Source organism: Cytobacillus sp. FSL W8-0315 (assembly GCF_038002905.1).
Classification (GTDB): Bacteria; Bacillota; Bacilli; order Bacillales; family Cytobacillaceae; genus Cytobacillus; species Cytobacillus pseudoceanisediminis.
Window position 1 is genome coordinate 3,792,241 of record NZ_JBBOOC010000001.1, and the last position, 20,361, is coordinate 3,812,601.

The window sequence follows — 20,361 nt, forward strand, 5'->3', positions numbered from 1 at the left end:
GAGCAGCTCTGTCTGTTTAATCTTTGCTGAATAATGCACTGAGATTCTTCAACGTATATAATCTTCCAGTCACCATAAACAGGCTGTTATAGTTTCTATGTACATATTCATCTATAATGGTGAGCCCTTTTACAAACCGGTCCACCAAATAATTTGTATACTTTGGGTCCCAGACAAAGCGATTGATTCTGAACAGCTCATCTGCGAGGATATGAAACTTAAAGTCTGCAGCAATCAATTTGATTTGATGTATTTTGTCAGTGTCCATATAAAAGATATTTCTTTCAAGATTTTTATCGAGAAAGTCAAGAAAGTCCTTAATATTTTCAGCGAGCAGGTTAGCCTTTTCCATCTCAAATAGCATATCAACATCTCCTTAAGCACAAGTGCGATTAAGAAATGTGTATGATAGTCGGGCATAATTTAAAACAGTTCACCATGCAAAAACCGCCTGGATTCTCCCCAGACGGTTTTCGAGTACTACTTCAGAAGCCCCTCCTTTTCCAAATACTCCCGGGCAGTTTCTTCTGCACTTGCCCCTTCCACATTGACTTTATAATTCATTTCACGCATTTCATCGTCGCTAATTTTACCACTCAATTTGTTTAAGGCTCTAACCAATTCGGGGTGTTCCTCGACTGTTTCAGCTCTTAGCAATGGTGCACCCTGATACGGAGGGAACAGATTCTTGTCATCCTCCAGGACAGTGAGGTTATATCTTGCTATTTCACTATCTGTTGAATAAGCATCCACTAGGTTGATTTCGCCTTTTTCGATTGCTCCATAGCGCAGCTTAGGCTCCATGGTTAAAACAGTTGGAAATTCCACGCCATATAGCTCCTGGATTCCACGATAACCATCTTCCCGATCCGAAAATTCAAGGGTGAAGCCAGCTTTTATGTTTTTCTCGACAGCTTTTAGATCTGAAATAGATTGCAGGCCAAATTCCTCGGCCAATTGCTTAGGAACTGCCAAAGCATAGGTATTATTGTATGCCATCGGTTCTAACAGCTCCATGTCGTATTGTTCTTTCATTCCTTTTCTCGCCTGCTCATAAACCTCTCCACTGTCGGTGCTTACCGCTGTCTCTTTTAAAAATTCAGCAATGGCCGTACCGGTAAACTCAGGATACGCATCGATGCTGCCTGATTTCAGCGCATTGAAGACAAACGACGTTTTTCCTAATCCTGGCTGTAACTCAACGTTAAGGTCGGTTTCATTTTCAATCAGTAATTTGTATATATTGATAAGGATTTCCGGTTCTGAACCAAGCTTCCCGCCAATGACAAGATTCTCTTCTGATTTATTTGTCACTAAAGGGATGGCCATAACCAGTATCATCGCACAAATAAATATCCCCAGCGCTGTGAGCGATCTTTTAAATGACATATGCTCGAAGCGGCGCAGCAGCATGTCAAAAAGGATTGCCAATATGGCTGCAGGTATGGCCCCAAGAACGATCAGTGCCGTATTATTCCGGTCGATTCCAAGGAGGATCAGTTCTCCCAGTCCTCCTGCTCCAATTAATGCTGCAAGTGTAGCCGTTCCAACAATTAAAACCATAGCTGTCCGGATTCCGGCCATTATCACCGGCATGGCGAGAGGAAGCTCTACCTTCAAGAGCCTTTTCCGCCTGTTCATTCCCATTGCCCTTGCCGCTTCGATAATGGAATCATCCACTTCCTTTATGCCTGTATATGTATTTCTTAGTATGGGCAGAAGTGCATATACGACTAGTGCGATAATTGCCGGAACTTTCCCAATGCCGAATAAGGGAATTAAAAGACCAAGCAAAGCTAAAGAGGGCACAGTCTGCAATACTGCCGTCACTCCAATGATCCCTTCTGCTATTTTTTGTTTGTTAGCCAGATAAATTCCAAGCGGGATCGCAATCAGGACTGCGAAAAACAAAGCAATAAGCGAAATCTGTATATGTTCAATAAGTACACTTAATAATTGCCCTTTCCTTTCATTAAAAACAGAGCTGAAGGTGTTCATGACCTCACCTCTTTCTTCATGCTGCCAGCCAGCTTACGAATAACGGCCTGCCTGTTAACCATTCCAATGATGTTTCCGCCCTCTTCCACAGCAAGTTCATCTTGAGCTGCCAATAAGTTAAGAGTTTCTTCCAGTGAAGCCGAGACGGAAATGACTGCCCCGTTCTGTTCGGTTTCTGAAATCGGCTGGAGGATATCTTGAAGGCTGAATCCCTCCATGTAAGGACCCCGCTCTTCCCCGACAAACTGCCGGACAAAGTCATCCTCCGGGTTAGCAAGAAGCTCCTCTGGAGTGCCAACTTGCACGATTTTCCCGTCCTTCATGACACAAATGCGGTCACCAAGCTTTAAAGCTTCCTTCATGTCATGTGTGACAAAGACGATTGTCTTCTCTATTTTTTTCTGGAGATGGATTAGGTCGTCCTGAAGCTTTTCCCTGCTTATGGGATCCAGCGCACTAAAAGGCTCGTCCATCAGGATGATAGGCGGATTGGCGGCCAGGGCTCTTGTTACTCCGACTCTTTGCTGCTGTCCCCCTGAGAGTTCATGTGGCCTTCTGCTGCGGTAGATGTCAGGCTCCAATCCGACCATTCCCAATAACTCATCAATCCGTTCTTGGATTTTTCCCTGTTCCCAGTTCTTTAGCTCGGGTACTATTGCGATGTTCTCCGCAATTGTCATGTGAGGAAAAAGGGCAATTTGCTGGAGGACATAGCCGATATCCCAGCGGAGCTCATGAATGTCATAGTCACTTATCCGTTTGCCTTTAATGGATATCGTTCCTGATGTCAAAGGAATCAGTCTATTAATCATCTTCAGAACGGTTGTTTTTCCAGAACCGCTCGGACCGATAATAACGAAGAACTCGCCTTCTTTTATATGTAAATTAATTGAATCAACAGCCTTGGTTCCATTCCCATACTGTTTTGACACATTGTCAAATCGAATCATTGCTCCACCCCTCTAATAAGTTCAAATCTGGATTGTTCCCTAAATATTTTACGGAAAAACAGCCGTGCAGAAGTTTTCTTTTTACCGTTATACCATCATACAGATAGATAGGTTATTTTTCCATTATGGGGTTCTATAAAAAAGGACAGCCTCCATCAAATAGAGGCTGCCTGTTATTATTATGCCGGAGACCTGTTCAGTTTCTTAAAGAGATCCGGAAAGTCGTTTCTGATTGTTTCGCGGATATCTCCAAATGCAAGATGGCGAATGGGATATGCTTTTACTTTTTTTAGGGTGGAGTGCGGGTTTCCTTTAAAGACATTAACTGTCTCTTCTAAAAATCTTTCCTGCTGAAACAGATGATTGTTTCGATTTTCAAAGATTTTGTTTTCTGTTTGCTCATAAATAATATAATAGTCTTCGATGATTTCACCACGGAACATTTCCTGCGTCTCGATTACTTCGTATACTTTCATCGGTATCAATCTCCTTAATAAAATTAATTTGCTCTTTTCTAAAGATAGGAAATTTTATAAGGCTGTCCGCTGATTTCCGCTACGGACACATGCTTTCCGCGGGGAGGAACGGGAGCCTCCTCGGTTTTGCAGGAGTCAAGTTTCCTCCGCTTTAATCAACTCAGCTGATAAACTTAGTTATCCGCTTAGAAACATAGAACCTTAAGAAAACAGCCATTAATTCAGAGTGACGAAAGTGATAAAATAATTCCCATTGGCAAAACCAGCATCCTGATACTTTGGATACTATGATTTACTTCGCTTGAACATGCCTCCGCATGCAAATTTCAGTCTATTGGCTTATCGTCTCGCTCTGCAGGATTTCGATCCGGGCAGCACCGGTTTTCTGGGCGGCTTTTACTACGGCATCCCTTACGGCCGGAACAACTCGGCTGTCGAGCGGTCCTGGTATTACATAATCCGGTGATAAGTCTGTAGCGTCGATTAATCCGGCGATGGCCTCGACAGCTGCCATCTTCATTTCTTCATTAATTTCAGTAGCCCTGACGTCCAAAGCCCCTCTGAAAATCCCCGGGAATGCGAGGACATTATTCACCTGGTTAGGCAAGTCAGAGCGTCCTGTTCCTACCACTTTGGCTCCTGCCTCCTTTGCCTCTTCCGGCATGATTTCTGGAACCGGATTTGCCATGGCGAAAATAATGGAATCCTGACTCATTGTCTGGACCATTTCCTTTGTTAAGGCTCCTGCAGATGAAACCCCGATAAACACATCAGCGCCGATAATAACCTCTTCAAGCGGACCCTGCCGTTTGTCTGGATTGGTGATTTTCGCCACAGACTCTTTGACAGGGTTCATACGCTCCTGTCTTCCTTCATAAATCGCTCCCTTTGTATCGCACATGATGATATCTTTTACACCCATATTAAGGAGCAGCTTGATAATCGCGATTCCTGCGGCACCTGCCCCATTGATTACGATTTTTATTTTTTCCATTTGTTTATCAACAAGCTTTAAAGCATTTTTTAAACCGGCAGCCGTTACGATGGCTGTTCCATGCTGGTCATCATGAAAAACGGGAATGTTCATTTCCTGCTTAAGGCGTTCTTCAATGTAAAAGCAATTAGGTGCCGCGATATCTTCCAGGTTGATGCCTCCAAAGGAAGGCTGCAGCAGCTTGACTGTTTTAATGATTTCTTCGGGATCCTTCGTATCAAGGCAAATTGGAACGGCATCAATTCCTGCAAAAGCTTTAAATAGGGCAGCCTTCCCCTCCATGACGGGCATGGAGGCTTCAGGGCCAATATCGCCAAGCCCCAGCACCGATGTTCCGTCAGAGACAACCGCGATTAAATTGCCTTTTATTGTATAATCATAGACTTTCTCAGGCTGGTCATGAATTTTCCGGCATGGCTCTGCTACTCCTGGGGAATAGGCTAAGCTTAAATCCTTCATGCTGTTCAGCGGCATTTTCACATCAATTGATAACTTCCCTCGAAACTTCTCATGAAGCAATAAAGATTCTTTCTGCAAATCCATCTTAACCATCTCCCCAAATTGAATATTGTTAATTTTCAGTATTATATTGTTGTAGATTATTATATAATGAATGATATCCATAAATGAAATACATATAATCTATAAACATTATGCCTTTTGGTTATATGAAGGGGGGATCTGTTTGGATATACGGCATTTGGAATATTTTGCTGAAGTAGCTCAGCACTTAAGTTTCACAAAAGCATCACAGACCCTGCATGTCACCCAGCCATCCATCAGCAAAGCCATAAAAAACCTCGAAGGCGAACTGGGGGTGCCGCTTTTTTACCGGTCATCGAAGCAGCTTGAATTAACGGATGCGGGAAAAGCGGTGCTGATTAATGCAAAGAAAGTGCTGGACGCATTTAAAAACCTGACTTTGGAGTTAACAGATGTGACGGAGCTGAAGAGCGGTGAAATCAAAATTGGCATCCCTCCTATTGTAGGTGCCGCTTTTTTTTCGCAGCTCATCAGCCAGTATAAAGAAAAATTCCCATTGATTGAAATTAAATTAACAGAGGTAGGCACAAAGAAAATTAAAAAGGGCGTAGACGATGGAACATTGGATATTGGCCTTATTTGTACGGTGCCTGCACAAGGCAGCAGCTTTGAAATTATTAATGTTTTAAAGGACCCCTTAATGCTTATTGTCCATCGTGAACATCCGCTGGCTTCAAATAGTGAGGTACACTTTTCACAATTGGCGAATGAGCCCTTTATACTCTACCGGAAAGATTTCACCCTTTACGACCTGATCATTGAGGAGTGCTCGAAAAGCGGATTTCATCCCAATATTGTCTGTGAAAGCTCACAAAAGGACTTCCTGCTGGGGATGGTTGAAGGAAAACTGGGGATCACTATGCTGCCAAGTAAAATCTGTCAGAATATATACAGCCAAGGCCTTGTTGTTCTGCCAATCTCTGAATCTGCTGTAAATTTGGAGCTGGGGATGATCTGGAAAAAGGAAAAGTACTTATCGTTTGCGGTTCGGGAGTTTATCGCCTGTTCAGAGAGTTATTTAGAGAATGGACTATGAAAGAGCCGTCGCAAAAATGAAAAATGCGACGGCTTTTTATTTCTAGTTTTATTGTTTGCAAGCCTTTATAAATGCATCAAAAATAGCTAAGGATGGGTGATCGTTCTTTTGTGTCATGCATTCAGGGTGCCACTGTACCCCTAATACAAAGCTATGCTTGTTACTCTCAAAAGCCTCAATGACTCCATCATTTGCCTCGGCACATACCTCAAAGTTTTCAGGCATCTTGCGGACAGCCTGATGATGATAGCTGTTTACTTTAAAACTTAGCTCACCAGTGGCTCTGTGCAGAAGAGAATTTCTTTTTACATTTACAAAGTGGGACGCATGCCACCGGGGTGCTTTTTGGGCATGCTGCAAAAGAGGGACGCCCATCTGGAAATAGATGTCTTGATACATATCACCCCCAGCAGCAATACTGAGGATTTGGCAGCCCCTGCATATGGCTAAAATTGGTTTATCAAGAGCCAGCATTTTTTTAATAATGCTGAGTTCAAACGTGTCTCTTTCAGGACAGATGCTTCCCAGATTTTGATGGGGTTCTTCACCAAATAGGGTGGGATCGATGTCCCCTCCACCCGTAAGAAGCAGCCCATCCATCTCTTCAGCTAATTTTTCAATTTTGCCATCTTCCAGCAGATTAGGCAAAACAATTGGAACGGCCCCTGCGTTTAATAATGAATGGATATTATCCATTGAAACGGAAAGCTGCTTGTCATCTAAATTCGATGTAACCCCTATAATTGGTTTCATTCGGCACCTCTGGCTATATAGTTTAGGAGATTATTCTACAAAACCGGGAGGAAGTCCTACCTGCCTGCAATTAAAAAATGGAAAAAACAAAGAAAAAAAGCTGTCCACCTTTGGACAGCCCTAGCTTCTTAATTAATATGGATCCGTTTCACGGCTTTTCTCAACAGCTTCCTTTGCTGCCTCGTTTTCAGCAATCGAACCCTGGCCATATTTGGATCTTCCAGCGTCTCGGCCAGGCACTTGCTCTTCCCCGCTCATTGCCAGCAATTCTTTCATGACTTTCTCGGTTCCTTCCTTCACACGGCGTCCATAATCTTCATCAGCCTGTGTGAAATGCTCAAACATAGCATCCTGAATACGTTTGTCACATACCGCCAGTGCTTCAGAGAGGTTTTTGATTAATTCCTCGCGCTCCCAATCTTCAAAGCTCCGATATGTATGGCCTGCCTGACCATAATTATTTGGACGATCGATAGGTGCGCTCATGGCTGCAGCATTATAGGTTGGCCGATGCGGTGTGCGCCCTTCCTCAGGTGCTTCCTTGAAGCCGCCCTTCATCGATGGCTCATAGTTAATATGCGGATTTTCTCCCGATTCTTTAGGGTCACGAGTATCCATTTGGCCGCGCTGCTGGTTTGTGCGAACAGGTGCTTTCGGCGCGTTCACCGGTAATTTCAGATAGTTTGCCCCTACGCGATAGCGCTGTGTATCGGAATAAGAGAATGTCCGGCCCTGAAGCATCTTATCATCAGAAAAATCCATTCCGTCAACGAGTACCCCTGTACCGAAGGCAGCCTGCTCAATCTCTGCATGATAATCCTCTGGATTGCGATCAAGAACCATACGGCCAACAGGAAGCCAAGGGAACTTATCTTCCGGCCAAAGCTTTGTATCATCAAGGGGATCAAAATCCAGTTCAGGATGGTAATCATCCTCCATAATCTGTACAAATAGCTCCCATTCAGGATAATCTCCCCGTTTAATTGACTCAAATAAATCCTGTGTGGCATGACCGACATTTTTCGCCTGAATTTCGTTTGCCTCTTGCTGTGTCAGGTTGCGGATGCCCTGCTTCGGCTCCCAGTGATATTTCACCAGTACCGCTTCCCCTTTTTCATTCACCCATTTATACGTATTGACGCCGGAGCCTTGCATATGACGGTATGTAGCGGGTATTCCCCAAGGTGAAAACAAGAATGTAATCATGTGTGTGGCCTCAGGTGTCCTGGATACAAAGTCAAACATCCGCTCGGGATTTGACACATTTGAAACAGGATCAGGCTTGAAGGCGTGAATCATATCAGGGAATTTCATCGCATCCCGGATAAAGAAGATTTTCAGGTTATTACCGACTAAATCCCAGTTTCCATCCTCTGTGTACATTTTTACTGCAAAGCCGCGCGGATCACGAGCCGTTTCCGGTGAATCTTTTGCCCCTGCAACGGTAGAAAAGCGTACCATCAATGGCGTCTTCTTCCCTGCACCAGAAAAAACCTTTGCGCGTGTATACTTTTCGACCGGCTCATCCCCAACTTTTCCGTATGTCTCAAAGTAACCGAATGCCCCTGCTCCTCTTGCGTGAACCACACGCTCCGGTACTTCTTCCCTGTCAAAATGGGAGATTTTCTCAATGAAATGGTAATTCTCCAAGGTCGCTGGTCCCCGATTGCCTATCGTACGGATGTTTTGGTTATCAGTAACAGGATGTCCCTGCCGAGTCGTCAGCGTCTCACGCTTTACATCTTGATCATTTGCTGAATTCCTATCATTATTCTTTGCCAAAATCAGACCTCCTAATATTTTATGACGATATTTTACCTCGGTTTTAGAAATTTATACCTGGATTTTCCTGTATTGTTAGGTGATGGGGTTTCTTCCAAAACACAATTACTTCAGGTGTTATCATACCCTGTGTGGCTGAAATGAAACCTTTTTACGAAAAAAGCTCCTCGTTTATTTGTTCGAATAATGTTCTTGCCTTTGTAAAAAAATACTCTTGTCCAAAGGGGGGTGAAGACGTGCCTAATCTAAATGATAACAAGTTCAAAAAAATTCAATCGGAAAGCCAGAAGCAGGGTAAAACATACGAAGAGTATGCTGCTGAACTGGAAGAGAACAAAATGAAGGCTCAAAAAAGAAAATAGAAGAAAAGAAGACACGCGCTTTTCCCTTCAACTTTTACGGGAACAGGCGCTTTTTATATTTTTAGACCTTTTCTTAAAACAACATATTAAAAGTCATTTATGAATATTTTTGTATAAGCAATTTAGGGAGGGGTTTAAATGGCGAAAAGAAAAACGAAGAAAATTTTATTATTTTGTGACCCTGGAATTGACGACTCTCTAGCGATCATTTATACATTGCTGGATCCGAATCTTGAACTGGTCGGACTTGTTACAAGCTATGGGAATGTAACTGAGGACCAGGCAACAGCAAATGCTTATTATCTGCTAGATCTGGCTGGACAAAAAAATATTCCTATTATTCCTGGTGCTGCTCAGCCTGTTCAGCAGGAAAAAGTTACGTACTATCCGGATATCCATGGAGCCGAAGGGATTGGACCTATTCAGCCTCCTGCTGATATGAAATATCAAACCTATCCATTTGATACAATAGGTATCCTTATTGAAAAGTATCAGAAAGACTTGATTATTGTTGATACCGGAAGATCTACTAGCTTGGCGATAGCTTTTATACTCTTTGACGAACAGATCAAGCAAGTGGGAGCTTTTTATATCATGGGCGGTGCTTTCTTTGTTCCCGGGAACGTTACACCTCTTGCGGAAGCCAACTTTTATGGTGACCCTACCTCTTCCAATTACATTTGTAAATATGCCAATAACCTTACGATTACACCTCTAAATGTAACAGAATTCGCCTTATTGACCATGGAAACAGTGGAATATGTAACTAATACAGCTACAAACCCTTTCACCATTTTATTAAAACCTATTTTCGAGTACTATTATAAAGCTTATCAGAAGCTGGTTCCCGGGATTCAAGGAGCCCCTATTCACGATCTGCTTACTATCATGATCATTAATAATCCTGCTATAGCAGACTACATTTATTACGACGTAAGTGTTATAGATGGAACTGTAGAGGGAAAGGGTCTATCATACATCGATATCCGGCCCGGCAGCCAGAAGGGAAAGACCAGAATAGCCGTTAAACTTGACTACGATGGCTTTATCAATGAGTTTCTCAAAGTTATGCTTGGATAAAATTATGAATGTCTGATGCCGCCTTCGCTGCTGACTCCCTTAGCAATTTGTATGTCCCCCCTGCAGGTTCAAATTCCTCATGTATTGAAAAGTTAACTGCAAAGTTATAGATCATGTTAACCCGATTTCTGCTGCAGGATTTTTTGTCCAGCCTGATTGTATACTCATTTAATAATTTTAACAAATGGACCTTTCACTCTTATATCGAAAGGAAATATTTAATACTTTGTCCGCATCCCGTTCATAGTTTGTTAACATTTAAGTATTACAATGAATTTGTACCGAAACATCATACAGCCCTTTTTTCTTTACCCCTTCAGGTCCGGCCCTTATTAAGAGGCCGGATTTTTTTATTTATGTCTTTCACCCTTCCAAAAATTTAATCAGCCTTCATGCTACTATTTTCCTTGTAGAGATCAAGATAACTAACTGGAGGGATTAATATGAAACATAGGAAATTAGTAAAATTAGCTGTGGCAGGTTTGGTGTCTGCATTGTTTCTAACTGCGTGCGGTGAAAGCAAGGGTGTATCAACAAAAAGCAAAACAGAGGAGAATGGCGAGGAGCAAAGTGCAAAGCCTGAGGAGAAAAAAGAAGAATCAAAGGCTGGCTCCCGCTCCAATCCGATAAAAGTAAATGAAATGGCTGCGATTGAAACGGTCACATACGATGATTCATCAAATGAATATAAAACAAAGATTGAGCTGTCAGTAGAAGAGGTCATTCGCGGACAGGATGCACAGGTCAAACTGAAGGAAATGAATGAGTTTAACGAGGATGCACCTGAAGGATATGAATGGGTTCTTGTAAAAAGCAAAGTAAAAGTTGCCGACTCTGAAACAGAGGACCATCCATTCACCATCGATGGAATCATGAACTTTAAATTTGTCAGCGAGAGCGGCGATGTATACAGCGGCGATACTGTCGCAACAGCAGAACCTGATTTTTCTTTTGAAATGTATAAAGGAAACGAGAAGGAAGGGTATATAGCCGGTTTAGTAAAAACCGGCGAGGATGCCAAAATGGAATATGATTCCTGGGTAGGAAATACCGTGTTTTTTGATTTGAAATAAAATTTCAAAGCCCCTCTCATTAGTGAGAAGGGCATTTTTCCATCATCCTTTTCCCGCCTGGAATCCGGGATATTGTGTCATGCCTCCGTCAGCATATAATGTCAGTCCGGTGACATAGCTCGCTTCTGTGGAAGCCAGCCACACTGCACAAGCTGCGATTTCTTCGGGCTTCCCGATGTAGCCCATAGGAATGAGCTCAAGGACACCTTTTTTCAATTCAGGATCTGAGAATTTTTCAGCATTAATCGGTGTATCAATAGCACCAGGGGCAATGCAGTTCACCCTGATTCCGTGCGGGGCAAATTCAAGAGCCAGAGTCTCGGTCATCAATTTGACCCCGCCTTTGCTTGCGGCATAGTGAACAAAATGGGGCCAGGGAATTTCCTGATGAACAGATGACATATTAATGATCGAGCCTTTTATTTTGTTTTTCAGCATATAATCAAGGGCTTCCCGGCAGCCAAGAAATTGTCCCGTCAAATTCGTCGAAATAACTTTATTCCAATCGTCAAGGGTGAGTTCTTCAGATGGGACTTCATTTTCGATTCCCGCGTTATTGATCATGACATCGAGGGAACCGAACGTGTTAATTGCATGGGCAATCATTCTTTTAATATCCTCTTCCTTTGTAACATCCCCCTGGATGGCAGATGCACTTCCGCCTGCATTTTCAATCGTTTCAATGATTCCCTGCAGTTCCTGTTCCTCATTAAAATAATTGATGACAACCTTCGCTTTTTCAGCACCGAATCGCTCAGCCATTGCCTTCCCTAGCCCGGTAGCTCCGCCGGTAATGACGATAACTTTGCCTTCAAGACTTGGATACATAAGATCCGCTCCCTTATTTTTATTTTTTCGTAAAGCCCAGCAAAACTCCACCTGCGATAATAAACAAACAGCCCAGGAGAACCATAAACACCTGCTTTTTGCTTTTGCGTTCATTTAAAAAGAAAAGCCCGCCAATGGTCGATATGACAATTCCGGTCTGGGAGAGTGAAAAGCTGGTGGCAACGCCGATTTTCGGCAGTGAAAGCAGCAATCCCAGATTCCCCGTGCTCCAAATCAGTCCCGTAATGATATTCCTTATAGCAAATTTGTTATATGGCTTGCGGCGCAGAGTTATGAGGAATGCTCCTGTTACCATCCCAATCGCCTGCGGCAGAATCGCAGACCAGCCGTCAATATCAAACCAGCGTATTAAAACGACATACCCCACAAAACCTGCCGTCGATAAAAGCAGTACAAGCAATCCTTTCTTGAGACTTTTTCCCTGTTCCTTGTCATCCCCCTGTTTCAGAGAAGTCAGAACGGCACCAACAATGATGCAGACAAGAGAGGAGACCCCGATGATAATGCTCATCGTTGTTTCCCATTCTTTAAAAATGAATACCCCAAAAAAAGTTGTTCCAATAAGCTGCAGACCTGTGGACATCGGAGCTGTCTTGGCAACTCCCAGATAGCGGACTGCCCCAAACTGATTTTTCTGCCCGATTGACCAGAACAAACCAGAAATAAAGCCGACTGCCCAAACAATATTGGACAGATCTGGCCTCTTGAAAAGATAGACAGCGATGGCAAATAACAGGGCACCTATTGTAGTACCAAGTGTCTGGCTGTCCTCGTCACCGCCAAGCTTGTTGCTGACAAATACAATGCTGCCCCAGGAAACCGCTGCTATGAGGGCTAGTAGAATTCCAGTCATGGTGTATACCTCATCTTTCGATTATATGTACATTTTTAGATTGCGGCTATAGAAAGGCTCTTATTCCACAAGCAAAAAAAGTATTAAATTCTTTATTATTCTTTCCACAAAAATAAACAAGTGAAACCAATAGCATCAGCAATCTATCTTAATAAAAGCTGTTTGACAGATATTTCAATATAATAATTTATCGCACAATTTATAATATTTGTGTTAAACTAACAAATATCACTGTCAAATAACAGTGACAAGCAATTATTCTCTTTTATATAATAATCACTTCGGAGGGAATTCTATGAAAAACGCAATCAGCAAGTGGAACCAAATAAGCCTGGTCAAAAGAATTCTGCTGGGCATCATCGCAGGTGTCGCCCTGGCTTTGACCATTCCTAAAGCAGCGGGATGGATCACTATCTTCGGCACTCTTTTTGTAGGTGCATTAAAAGCTGTAGCGCCGGTATTGGTATTTTTCCTGGTAATGCACGCCATTTCCAAGCATAGAAGCGGCCATAAGACGAATATGAAATCTATTATCGCCCTTTATGGATTAAGTACTTTTCTGGCTGGATTTGTAGCAGTTGTTGCCAGCTTTATTTTTCCGGTTACCCTGTCACTTGCTCCCGGAGCTGAGGATGTAACACCTCCTGGAGGGATAGCAGAAGTTCTTCAAACCCTTCTGACTAACGTAGTGGACAACCCGGTCAATGCACTGATTAATGGTAACTATATCGGTATTTTGACTTGGGCAATTCTCCTCGGCATTGCTTTAAGAAAATCTGCTGATACTACAAAAAACATGCTCGCAAACTTCTCAGATGCAATCTCGACTTTAGTAAAATGGGTAATTAGCTTCGCTCCAATCGGGATCATGGGTCTCGTGTTTGATGCGATAGTCACCAATGGTCTTTCAGCATTGCTTGATTACGGAAAACTGCTTGCAATCCTGCTCGGTTCTATGTTCTTTATTGCTCTCGTTGTGAATCCGCTTATCGTATTCTTAAACATTCGCAGGAACCCATATCCTCTAGTATTTAAATGTCTGAGAGAAAGCGGAATGACAGCATTCTTTACGCGCAGCTCAGCAGCGAACATCCCTGTAAATATGAGCTTATGCGAAAAGCTTGGGCTGGATGAAGATACTTATTCCGTATCCATCCCATTAGGCGCAACGGTTAACATGGCAGGTGCAGCTGTTACAATTTCTATTCTGACTCTTGCTGCTGTCCATACACTAGGAATTCAAGTGGACTTTGCAACTGCTCTTATCCTTAGCGTATTAGCAGCAGTATCTGCCGCAGGTGCATCAGGTGTTGCAGGCGGTTCGCTTCTTCTCATCCCTTTAGCAGCCAGCTTATTCGGAATACCGAACGACATCGCGATGCAGGTTGTGGGTGTAGGATTCATCATAGGAGTTCTTCAGGATTCTTGTGAAACGGCCCTTAACTCGTCATCAGATGTTCTATTTACCGCAACTGCTGAATATGCAAAGAAACGCAAAGAAGGCAAAATTGTAAAAATCAGTGCCTGATTACGAAATACAGTTGCCAGTCCTTCTGGCTCCTAAACAAAAAAGCCCTCTCATGGAGAAGGCTTTTTTCAATTATGTATTTTTCCATTTGATGATATAAGTTTTAGATAGATTTACTTGGCACTTGCATCCGGCTGGTGAATTCCGAAAATATTCCCTTCAGTATCCTTATAATAACCCTGCCAAGCCATTCCAGGAAGAGCATACTTCGGCAATGCGACAGTGCCGCCATTCTCAATAATTCTGGCTTCAGCTGCATCATAGTCCTCCACACCCATCGTGCAGGCATATCCGTTTAACGCTTGATTAGCTTCTGGTGGCGGTCCCTGTCTTTGCAACAGAGCACCGTTAATGCCAAGTTCTTCTTCATTTCCAGTCACTGCTCCATAATAAGGCATTCCGGCATACTCACTCCAATCCTGAAATGACCATCCGAATACCTCGCCATAAAACTTCTTGGCGCGCTCCATATCGTCCACATGGACTTCAAAATGAACTAATCTGCCCATAGTCTCCTCCTTTTAATTTCGTAATCGCTTACAAATCTATTATAATGCCTATGGAAAAAAGTACAAGGCGCCTTCTTAACCTCTTATTGCTCTTGTTTCTGAAAATAAACAAAAAGATTCGTTAACCAAATTGATACGGGTGCTACAGAGAAATAGGTTAGATACAAGTAAAAATAGACGGTTCCTATTTGCAGGATAAATAGGAGAAAAGGATACGCTTGATACAAAAGTAAAAATAGCACTCAAAGTTTATTTATAAACACCCTTATACAAAATCAAATACAGCACCGGAACTAAAGCGAGTAGCGTTCTCTGATGGTATCAGTGCAGGTGAACGTTTTCCTTCCCTGTGCAAACCCGACAACGTTTATAAGTATGAAAATAAGAAGCGAATGAAACCAAAATTGATGAGTACTCCAGCTCGAGTATTGATTCCAATTATCGCTAGATTGATTTCATAGCCATGTCTCACTCCTTAGGTCTATACTGCCCTCTAAAGAAATGGAGAAGTTCACAGCTCTTCCTCATTTTCAATTATAATTTTTTTAGCTATAATCATATAGATGGCATCTGTTAAAAAAGCTTCATGGATACATTCAGCCCTGCAAGTTTAATTGCTTCTTCCATTTCAGATGAAGCAATTCTGGGATGTCTTTCTTTTGGAAAGTCTTTCTTTTCAATTTCGATACATACGAAATAGCCGCCAGGCTTAAGCACTCGTTTATTTGCCCCAGTGCACGTGGTAAGGATGGCATCTCATGGAGAACTAATGATTACTTTCTTTTAGTATTATGATATTTCCATTTTTTTCCTTTTCCACTTTGGGTTTGATCACATCCAGCATATCTCCATCAATATCTAATGCATAAACCATTCCAGCTGTGGCTCTTGCTGCCGGGACTGTAATATAACCAGTGCCAGCATCTATATCCGAAATCGTGTACGTATTCTTAATAGGGATCATTCACAGCAGTTCTTTAGTGGAATATCACCTCTTATTTTGGATTTTCCAGAAATTCTATTTTTCTTTCTGCACGTTCCATTTTTTCTTCCATATTGATCAACTCTTCCTTTGGACAATGTGTAACTCACCAAATAATATTAATGGATATTAAAGACACACATACTCTTTAATTATAGTAAAAAAAGTTTTACTTCCAACACCTTTTAAAAATCTTCATTTACTAAATCATGAACGATTCCTATAGCCGCTTTACTTCCCTCACTGGCAGCAATAATCAATTGTGAAGGTGCCAGGATAGAATTATCACCACTGGCATAAACACCTTCAATATTTGTTCGGCCAAGGGTGTCTGTTTCAATTCCTCCCATATTATTCATCTTGCATCCTAATACTTCTGCAAATGGCGCAGCTTGGGTTAAACCCGTTGTGACAAAGCCTCCAGCCCTAAAAAGTTCATTGCCATTTCTAAATTTTATTTTGGCCAAGCGCCCGCTTTCCCCTTCTAAAGCAGCTATCTCATCATCAAATACCCTTATTTGTTTTCTTATTAATATTTCTTTTTGTTCTTCCGAAAATATCAAATTGCCATTCGTACAAACAGCAAGATTATTACTCCAATTTGAAATCATTTTTGCCATATGGAAAGCACGGTTATCCTCTGAGATTAGAACTAATGGGCGGTCTCTTAATTCCCAGCCATCGCAAAATGGGCAACTAAATAAGGTTTTGCCATAAAACTGGTGAATTCCTTCAATTGCTGGAAGTTCATCTTTTAGACCTGTAGCCAAAAGGACCTTTCTGGAGCGAAAGCTTCTGCCGTCTTCTGCACGAACCATGAAAGCATCATTTTCTTTCTTTATATCAGTAACCCGCTGGTTCTCCATTGTGATGTCAGGATAGTTCATTAAATCTTCCCTGGCAATTCTCTTAAACTCAGAAGGTTTGATGCCATCCCTTGTAATAAAACCATGAGATTCGTGAGTTACCGCATTTCTGGGTTTATTCTCATCAAAAAGGATAACCTTTTTCCTTGCCCTTCCAAGAACAAGTGAAGCATTTAATCCGGATGGCCCTCCGCCGATAATGACACAATCTAACAGCATATTTATTTCCTCCTCAATTAAATATATTGTAGACTTTTAATATCTATGATTATCACAAAAAAATTACTTAGACTGATTACAATTCTTTTTTTATTTTTTTGTGGAATCAATCTCTTTTGCAATATCAGAAATATATTTTGTATTCAGCTCATCTTTCATCTTTTTCTCAGCTTCAAACATTACCTTTTCAATTAAGCAATCTTCATTTTGTAAATCATCATGTTCCAAAGAACAATGAAACAAGGTGGTGTGCCCTTCGATGGCATGAATGACATCCAGAAAGGAAGTTTTACGCGAATGGCTTACAATGCTGTATCCGCCCTTAACACCAGGAGTTGATTCAATAAGGCCTGCCTTTACAAGTTTCGTGAGAATTTTCGACAGGTAGGTCGGGGAAAGATTTTGGATTTTAGCCAGCTGTTCAACGCCAACAGATTTCCCCTTGGGTGTTAAAGTTAAATATACCATTGTGTGCAATGCATAGTTGGTGGCTTTTGAATATTTCATTTCCTATCTCCTTTATGAATACATTAAAGATCTTTAATGTCTACAATTAACTTTACCCTAAATTTAAGTAACATTCAAGCACACTATCTAATTTTCCCTAACCAGTTCGTTCGGTTCATCCTAATTAAATATATTTCCAATTCAAATGAAAAACCGCATTTTTAAAAACGCGGTAAGTATTTCAGTCAATATAGACTCATACCCGTCCACTGCCAATAAGTACAGTAGAAAATAACTGCAATGGCAATGTAAAGGGGCATTAGGATTGCACTTAACTTAGCTAAAATACCTGCATCATAACTTAATTCATCATCTTCATAAAAAAGGAGCAGTGCCTTAGAACTTACTGGAAAAGTGATGCAGTAGTTCATGCCTATTAAACTGATAAAGACGGCTGCGTATGGATTCATTCCCATTGACTGGCTAAACAGAATGATCCCTGGAACCAAAATAATTGCCCTTGTTGTATGGGATGTAATGTATAAATGGCTGGTGACGGTGATGATAAGGATTACTGCTGCCATAATCCAATCCGGAGCATCAGTGAAGATTTGAAGAAAACCTGTAATCTTTCCTTCCATCCAATCTGCCACACCATTTTCAACAAGAATTTTTCCTAGTGCGGATGCTGCTGCAACAAAAAGAATCAAATTCCAAGAAACTGCTTTAAGCCCCTGTTTCCAGGTAATTACACCCATATTCGGCATGGTCAGCGCAATTGCCCCGATTATGGAAACAAATGCAAGATCATATCCATGGAAACTGTCAGTCATCCATCCTATGATCAGAAGAGAAACTATTATTAGAGTTTTAATTTCCGCTCCTGTAAGCGGCATTTGAGGTGGCGTATCCTGTATATTAGGTATAAAAGGTGATTCTTCCAATTCCTTATCGCTCCTCACCATCCACTGAACGGCTATTGAGCTCACGATTGTCATGATCAATGCAAAAGGCAGTCCCCACATTAGCCACTGCAAATAAGAGATGGATTGGCCAGCCCCAGTTTCCAAAAGACCAACACCAATGACATGGGAACCAGCACCAATAAGTGCTGCCGATGTACTCATTAAAATGACAATAGGTATAGTGATTGTTAGAGTTTTTTTCTCTTTTACGGTCAGCCTGCTTGCCAGATGAATAATGACCGGCCTTGCCATGGCAGCTCTGGCGGTTGTTGAAGGTATAAAAAAAACAGAGGCGAAAAGAAAGGATATCATCCCACTTTTCAGCTTTGCCGGCGTCCGGCTTTTTCCTAAGATAAACTGAATGAACCGTCCGGTTAAACCTGATTGTTCAACTGCCTCCCCTATGATAAATGCCCCCACCATCAGCCATACCACTTCCTCCGAAAGGGACAGATATAATAGCTCCTGACTCGCTCCATTCATTAAAATGATGAATACGATGCTGGCAAATGCAATGAATCCAGCAGGGAGTTTTGTTGAAATCCATAGTGTTACAGCGGAGAGAAATATGAAAATCGATAACTTTGCTTTATAATCAACCCCATCAGCGAACGCAATCAACAGAAAGAAGAAGACATGGGCGCTGATTATGGCCAGGCTTCTCCCGGAAATACAGTCTATAAGCATAATTAATGGATGGCCGGATTGCCCATGCTTTCCCATTCTAGTCTGCATATTAGACTGCCCCTTCATTGACCCGGTTTCTGCTGGCCATTTTATAGCCAATGTCCACTTGCCGCATGACTGATTCTGTACTGTCCTCAATCCACTGAGGAGCATACAGAATTGCTTTTTCCAGAGATGTCGGCTTTGGAATTATGCTCAAAAAGGCATCTATGCCGGCATCATAATTCAAGGATGCCCCTTTTCCAACCGAACCTGTGATGGCTATGACGGGTATATCGTATTTTTTGGCAATTCTGGCGACTTCAGTCGGTATTTTTCCATTTGGAGTCTGGAAATCGATACTCCCTTCCGCTGTCAGCACGATGTCAGCGGAAGCAATTTTTTCTTCTATCTTTATGTATTTTCTTATAAGGCTGAAACGAGGATGAAGCACTGCCCCAGCAAAAACAGCCAAACCTGCCCCGAGCCCTCCTGAGGCACCGCTTCCCTCGAGGTATCTGACATCGAACCTATAACTTTCTTCTAAAAGATTCGCATAGTGCTCCATGGCTTCGGATAATATTTTTACCTGCTCTTTGGTTGCACCCTTTTGCGGGCCAAATATCCTCGCTACTCCATTGTCCCCGCATAAAACATTTTTCCAATTGCAGGCCACGTCAATTTCAATTTGCCTGACTCGCTTGTCCATGTCTGAGTCATCTATTTGCTTTATTCTTAATAAATCAGCACCTCCCTTTATTTCGGCTACATTTCCATTACCATCCAAAAACCGGACACCAAGTGCCTGGGCCATCCCTGCCCCCCCATCTGAAGTGCCGGAGTCGCCGCAGCCGATCAAAATACGATCAGCTCCAAAATCCAAAGCAGCAAGAATCAGTTCCCCTACCCCATAAGTAGTCGTCAGTAAAGGATTGCGCTCCTGCAGGGGAACATGCTTCAGACCTGCCACTGCAGCCATCTCTATAACAGCAGTCATTTCACCATTTTCTGCAAAAATGCCGAAATGGGCATTTACCTTTTTGCCGACAGGACCCGTCGCATCTACGTAAATCAAGTGACCGCCTTTTAATCTCGTAATGGTTTTTGCAAACCCTTCTCCGCCATCAATCATAGGAATTATTTCAATGTCGGCTTCCCCGTTATAACGCTGCGCTCCCCTTTCCATCGCCAGCGCCACATCCTCCGCATCCAGGCACTCTTTAAAACCAGACGGTATAATCACAATTTTCATTTAGCTTTCCTCCTAAATTAGTTAGTAATTGTAATGTACCTTCCAAAAACTAGAATTCTTTTAAAATATCATTAAAAAATGATGAGAATGGCGCTGCCCCTATCTGCTAAAAGGAGCATCTACTATAAATTAGTTTTATAAAAAAGGGGAACATAACCAAACTAAGCCGCCCTAAATA

Annotated in this window: 21 protein-coding genes; 5 read left to right on the forward strand and 16 right to left on the reverse strand. The window is 42.1% G+C overall.

Annotation, left to right across the window (positions count from 1 at the left end; all coding sequences use genetic code 11):
• Window positions 1–16: 16 nt before the first annotated feature.
• From MKY20_RS19350 to MKY20_RS19370, 5 genes are all read right to left on the reverse strand, one after another.
• A complete protein-coding gene (locus MKY20_RS19350; RefSeq protein ID WP_009330462.1) occupies window positions 17–364 on the reverse strand; it encodes a hypothetical protein in 348 nt (115 codons plus the stop codon).
• Window positions 365–480: 116 nt separating this feature from the next.
• Window positions 481–1,998 (reverse strand): osmoprotectant update ABC transporter permease/substrate-binding subunit OpuFB, encoded by a 1,518-nt coding sequence (opuFB, locus tag MKY20_RS19355; RefSeq protein ID WP_341002504.1) that lies wholly within the window; start codon window positions 1,996–1,998, stop codon window positions 481–483.
• Window positions 1,995–2,948, reverse strand: a complete 954-nt coding sequence (locus MKY20_RS19360) for an ABC transporter ATP-binding protein (protein WP_019382020.1) — start codon at window positions 2,946–2,948, stop codon at window positions 1,995–1,997. The genes opuFB and MKY20_RS19360 overlap by 4 nt, the downstream gene beginning before the upstream one ends.
• A 179-nt stretch (window positions 2,949–3,127) precedes the next feature.
• Window positions 3,128–3,424 carry a hypothetical protein gene (locus tag MKY20_RS19365; RefSeq protein WP_071158436.1) on the reverse strand — a complete coding sequence of 99 codons (297 nt, stop codon included), beginning with the start codon at window positions 3,422–3,424 and terminating at the stop codon, window positions 3,128–3,130.
• Between the two features lie 331 nt (window positions 3,425–3,755).
• A complete protein-coding gene (locus MKY20_RS19370; protein ID WP_034295647.1) occupies window positions 3,756–4,961 on the reverse strand; it encodes an NAD(P)-dependent malic enzyme in 1,206 nt (401 codons plus the stop codon).
• A gap of 142 nt (window positions 4,962–5,103) precedes the next feature.
• On the opposite strand from MKY20_RS19370, the gene MKY20_RS19375 reads away from it, so the two are divergent.
• Window positions 5,104–5,997 (forward strand): LysR family transcriptional regulator, encoded by an 894-nt coding sequence (locus MKY20_RS19375; RefSeq protein WP_341002508.1) that lies wholly within the window; start codon window positions 5,104–5,106, stop codon window positions 5,995–5,997.
• 48 nt (window positions 5,998–6,045) lie between these two features.
• Here the strand turns inward: MKY20_RS19375 and MKY20_RS19380 are convergent, their stop codons facing one another.
• Both MKY20_RS19380 and MKY20_RS19385 read right to left on the reverse strand, forming a co-directional pair.
• Window positions 6,046–6,750: a gamma-glutamyl-gamma-aminobutyrate hydrolase family protein gene (locus MKY20_RS19380; protein WP_071158440.1), complete on the reverse strand. Its 705-nt coding sequence runs from the start codon at window positions 6,748–6,750 to the stop codon at window positions 6,046–6,048.
• A gap of 132 nt (window positions 6,751–6,882) precedes the next feature.
• Window positions 6,883–8,532, reverse strand: coding sequence for a catalase (locus tag MKY20_RS19385; protein WP_217025156.1), 1,650 nt, complete (start codon window positions 8,530–8,532; stop codon window positions 6,883–6,885).
• Between the two features lie 236 nt (window positions 8,533–8,768).
• On the opposite strand from MKY20_RS19385, the gene MKY20_RS19390 reads away from it, so the two are divergent.
• The 3 genes from MKY20_RS19390 (at window position 8,769) to MKY20_RS19400 (ending at window position 11,047) form a co-directional block, all read left to right on the forward strand.
• Entirely contained in the window at window positions 8,769–8,894 is a 126-nt protein-coding gene (locus tag MKY20_RS19390) for a hypothetical protein (RefSeq protein ID WP_019382015.1), read from the forward strand.
• Between the two features lie 138 nt (window positions 8,895–9,032).
• A complete protein-coding gene (locus tag MKY20_RS19395; protein WP_217025157.1) occupies window positions 9,033–9,974 on the forward strand; it encodes a nucleoside hydrolase in 942 nt (313 codons plus the stop codon).
• 443 nt (window positions 9,975–10,417) lie between these two features.
• On the forward strand, window positions 10,418–11,047 hold the full coding sequence (locus tag MKY20_RS19400; RefSeq protein ID WP_217025159.1) for a hypothetical protein: 630 nt from the start codon (window positions 10,418–10,420) through the stop codon (window positions 11,045–11,047).
• Between the two features lie 42 nt (window positions 11,048–11,089).
• Here MKY20_RS19400 and MKY20_RS19405 read toward each other — a convergent pair whose 3' ends face one another.
• Together MKY20_RS19405 and MKY20_RS19410 are read right to left on the reverse strand one after the other, a co-directional pair.
• Window positions 11,090–11,875 carry a glucose-1-dehydrogenase gene (locus MKY20_RS19405; protein WP_341002514.1) on the reverse strand — a complete coding sequence of 262 codons (786 nt, stop codon included), beginning with the start codon at window positions 11,873–11,875 and terminating at the stop codon, window positions 11,090–11,092.
• A gap of 19 nt (window positions 11,876–11,894) precedes the next feature.
• Entirely contained in the window at window positions 11,895–12,749 is an 855-nt protein-coding gene (locus MKY20_RS19410) for a GRP family sugar transporter (protein ID WP_009330475.1), read from the reverse strand.
• Window positions 12,750–13,044: 295 nt separating this feature from the next.
• Here MKY20_RS19410 and sstT point away from each other — a divergent pair, with 295 nt between their 5' ends.
• Window positions 13,045–14,277 (forward strand): serine/threonine transporter SstT, encoded by a 1,233-nt coding sequence (gene sstT, locus MKY20_RS19415; protein ID WP_019382012.1) that lies wholly within the window; start codon window positions 13,045–13,047, stop codon window positions 14,275–14,277.
• Window positions 14,278–14,390: 113 nt separating this feature from the next.
• Here sstT and MKY20_RS19420 read toward each other — a convergent pair whose 3' ends face one another.
• From MKY20_RS19420 to MKY20_RS19450, 7 genes are all read right to left on the reverse strand, one after another.
• Complete coding sequence (locus tag MKY20_RS19420; protein WP_019382011.1) at window positions 14,391–14,786, reverse strand: VOC family protein; 396 nt, start codon at window positions 14,784–14,786, stop codon at window positions 14,391–14,393.
• Window positions 14,787–15,359: 573 nt separating this feature from the next.
• Window positions 15,360–15,503, reverse strand: coding sequence for a hypothetical protein (locus tag MKY20_RS19425; protein ID WP_254786562.1), 144 nt, complete (start codon window positions 15,501–15,503; stop codon window positions 15,360–15,362).
• 49 nt (window positions 15,504–15,552) lie between these two features.
• Complete coding sequence (locus tag MKY20_RS19430; RefSeq protein ID WP_341002518.1) at window positions 15,553–15,750, reverse strand: class I SAM-dependent methyltransferase; 198 nt, start codon at window positions 15,748–15,750, stop codon at window positions 15,553–15,555.
• Window positions 15,751–15,953: 203 nt separating this feature from the next.
• The gene (locus MKY20_RS19435; protein ID WP_251266603.1) at window positions 15,954–16,853 is read right to left on the reverse strand and encodes an NAD(P)/FAD-dependent oxidoreductase; all 900 of its coding nucleotides are present in this window, start codon (window positions 16,851–16,853) and stop codon (window positions 15,954–15,956) included.
• Window positions 16,854–16,943: 90 nt separating this feature from the next.
• Entirely contained in the window at window positions 16,944–17,360 is a 417-nt protein-coding gene (locus MKY20_RS19440; RefSeq protein ID WP_009330480.1) for an Rrf2 family transcriptional regulator, read from the reverse strand.
• Window positions 17,361–17,545: 185 nt separating this feature from the next.
• Window positions 17,546–19,000 (reverse strand): SLC13 family permease, encoded by a 1,455-nt coding sequence (locus MKY20_RS19445; RefSeq protein WP_341002520.1) that lies wholly within the window; start codon window positions 18,998–19,000, stop codon window positions 17,546–17,548.
• Between the two features lies 1 nt (window position 19,001).
• Window positions 19,002–20,183 (reverse strand): glycerate kinase family protein, encoded by a 1,182-nt coding sequence (locus MKY20_RS19450; RefSeq protein ID WP_192908524.1) that lies wholly within the window; start codon window positions 20,181–20,183, stop codon window positions 19,002–19,004.
• Window positions 20,184–20,361 lie beyond the last annotated feature (178 nt).

Bases quoted from the DNA above. Each gene is read 5' to 3' on its own strand.
- MKY20_RS19350 (WP_009330462.1), bottom strand. From the start codon at position 364: ATGCTATTTGAGATGGAAAAGGCTAACCTGCTCGCTGAAAATATTAAG.
- opuFB (WP_341002504.1), bottom strand. From the start codon at position 1,998: ATGAACACCTTCAGCTCTGTTTTTAATGAAAGGAAAGGGCAATTATTA.
- MKY20_RS19360 (WP_019382020.1), bottom strand. From the start codon at position 2,948: ATGATTCGATTTGACAATGTGTCAAAACAGTATGGGAATGGAACCAAG.
- MKY20_RS19365 (WP_071158436.1), bottom strand. From the start codon at position 3,424: ATGAAAGTATACGAAGTAATCGAGACGCAGGAAATGTTCCGTGGTGAA.
- MKY20_RS19370 (WP_034295647.1), bottom strand. From the start codon at position 4,961: ATGGATTTGCAGAAAGAATCTTTATTGCTTCATGAGAAGTTTCGAGGG.
- MKY20_RS19380 (WP_071158440.1), bottom strand. From the start codon at position 6,750: ATGAAACCAATTATAGGGGTTACATCGAATTTAGATGACAAGCAGCTT.
- MKY20_RS19395 (WP_217025157.1), top strand. From the start codon at position 9,033: ATGGCGAAAAGAAAAACGAAGAAAATTTTATTATTTTGTGACCCTGGA.
- MKY20_RS19400 (WP_217025159.1), top strand. From the start codon at position 10,418: ATGAAACATAGGAAATTAGTAAAATTAGCTGTGGCAGGTTTGGTGTCT.
- MKY20_RS19405 (WP_341002514.1), bottom strand. From the start codon at position 11,875: ATGTATCCAAGTCTTGAAGGCAAAGTTATCGTCATTACCGGCGGAGCT.
- MKY20_RS19410 (WP_009330475.1), bottom strand. From the start codon at position 12,749: ATGACTGGAATTCTACTAGCCCTCATAGCAGCGGTTTCCTGGGGCAGC.
- sstT (WP_019382012.1), top strand. From the start codon at position 13,045: ATGAAAAACGCAATCAGCAAGTGGAACCAAATAAGCCTGGTCAAAAGA.
- MKY20_RS19420 (WP_019382011.1), bottom strand. From the start codon at position 14,786: ATGGGCAGATTAGTTCATTTTGAAGTCCATGTGGACGATATGGAGCGC.
- MKY20_RS19430 (WP_341002518.1), bottom strand. From the start codon at position 15,750: ATGATCCCTATTAAGAATACGTACACGATTTCGGATATAGATGCTGGC.
- MKY20_RS19435 (WP_251266603.1), bottom strand. From the start codon at position 16,853: ATGCTGTTAGATTGTGTCATTATCGGCGGAGGGCCATCCGGATTAAAT.
- MKY20_RS19440 (WP_009330480.1), bottom strand. From the start codon at position 17,360: ATGAAATATTCAAAAGCCACCAACTATGCATTGCACACAATGGTATAT.
- MKY20_RS19445 (WP_341002520.1), bottom strand. From the start codon at position 19,000: ATGCAGACTAGAATGGGAAAGCATGGGCAATCCGGCCATCCATTAATT.
- MKY20_RS19450 (WP_192908524.1), bottom strand. From the start codon at position 20,183: ATGAAAATTGTGATTATACCGTCTGGTTTTAAAGAGTGCCTGGATGCG.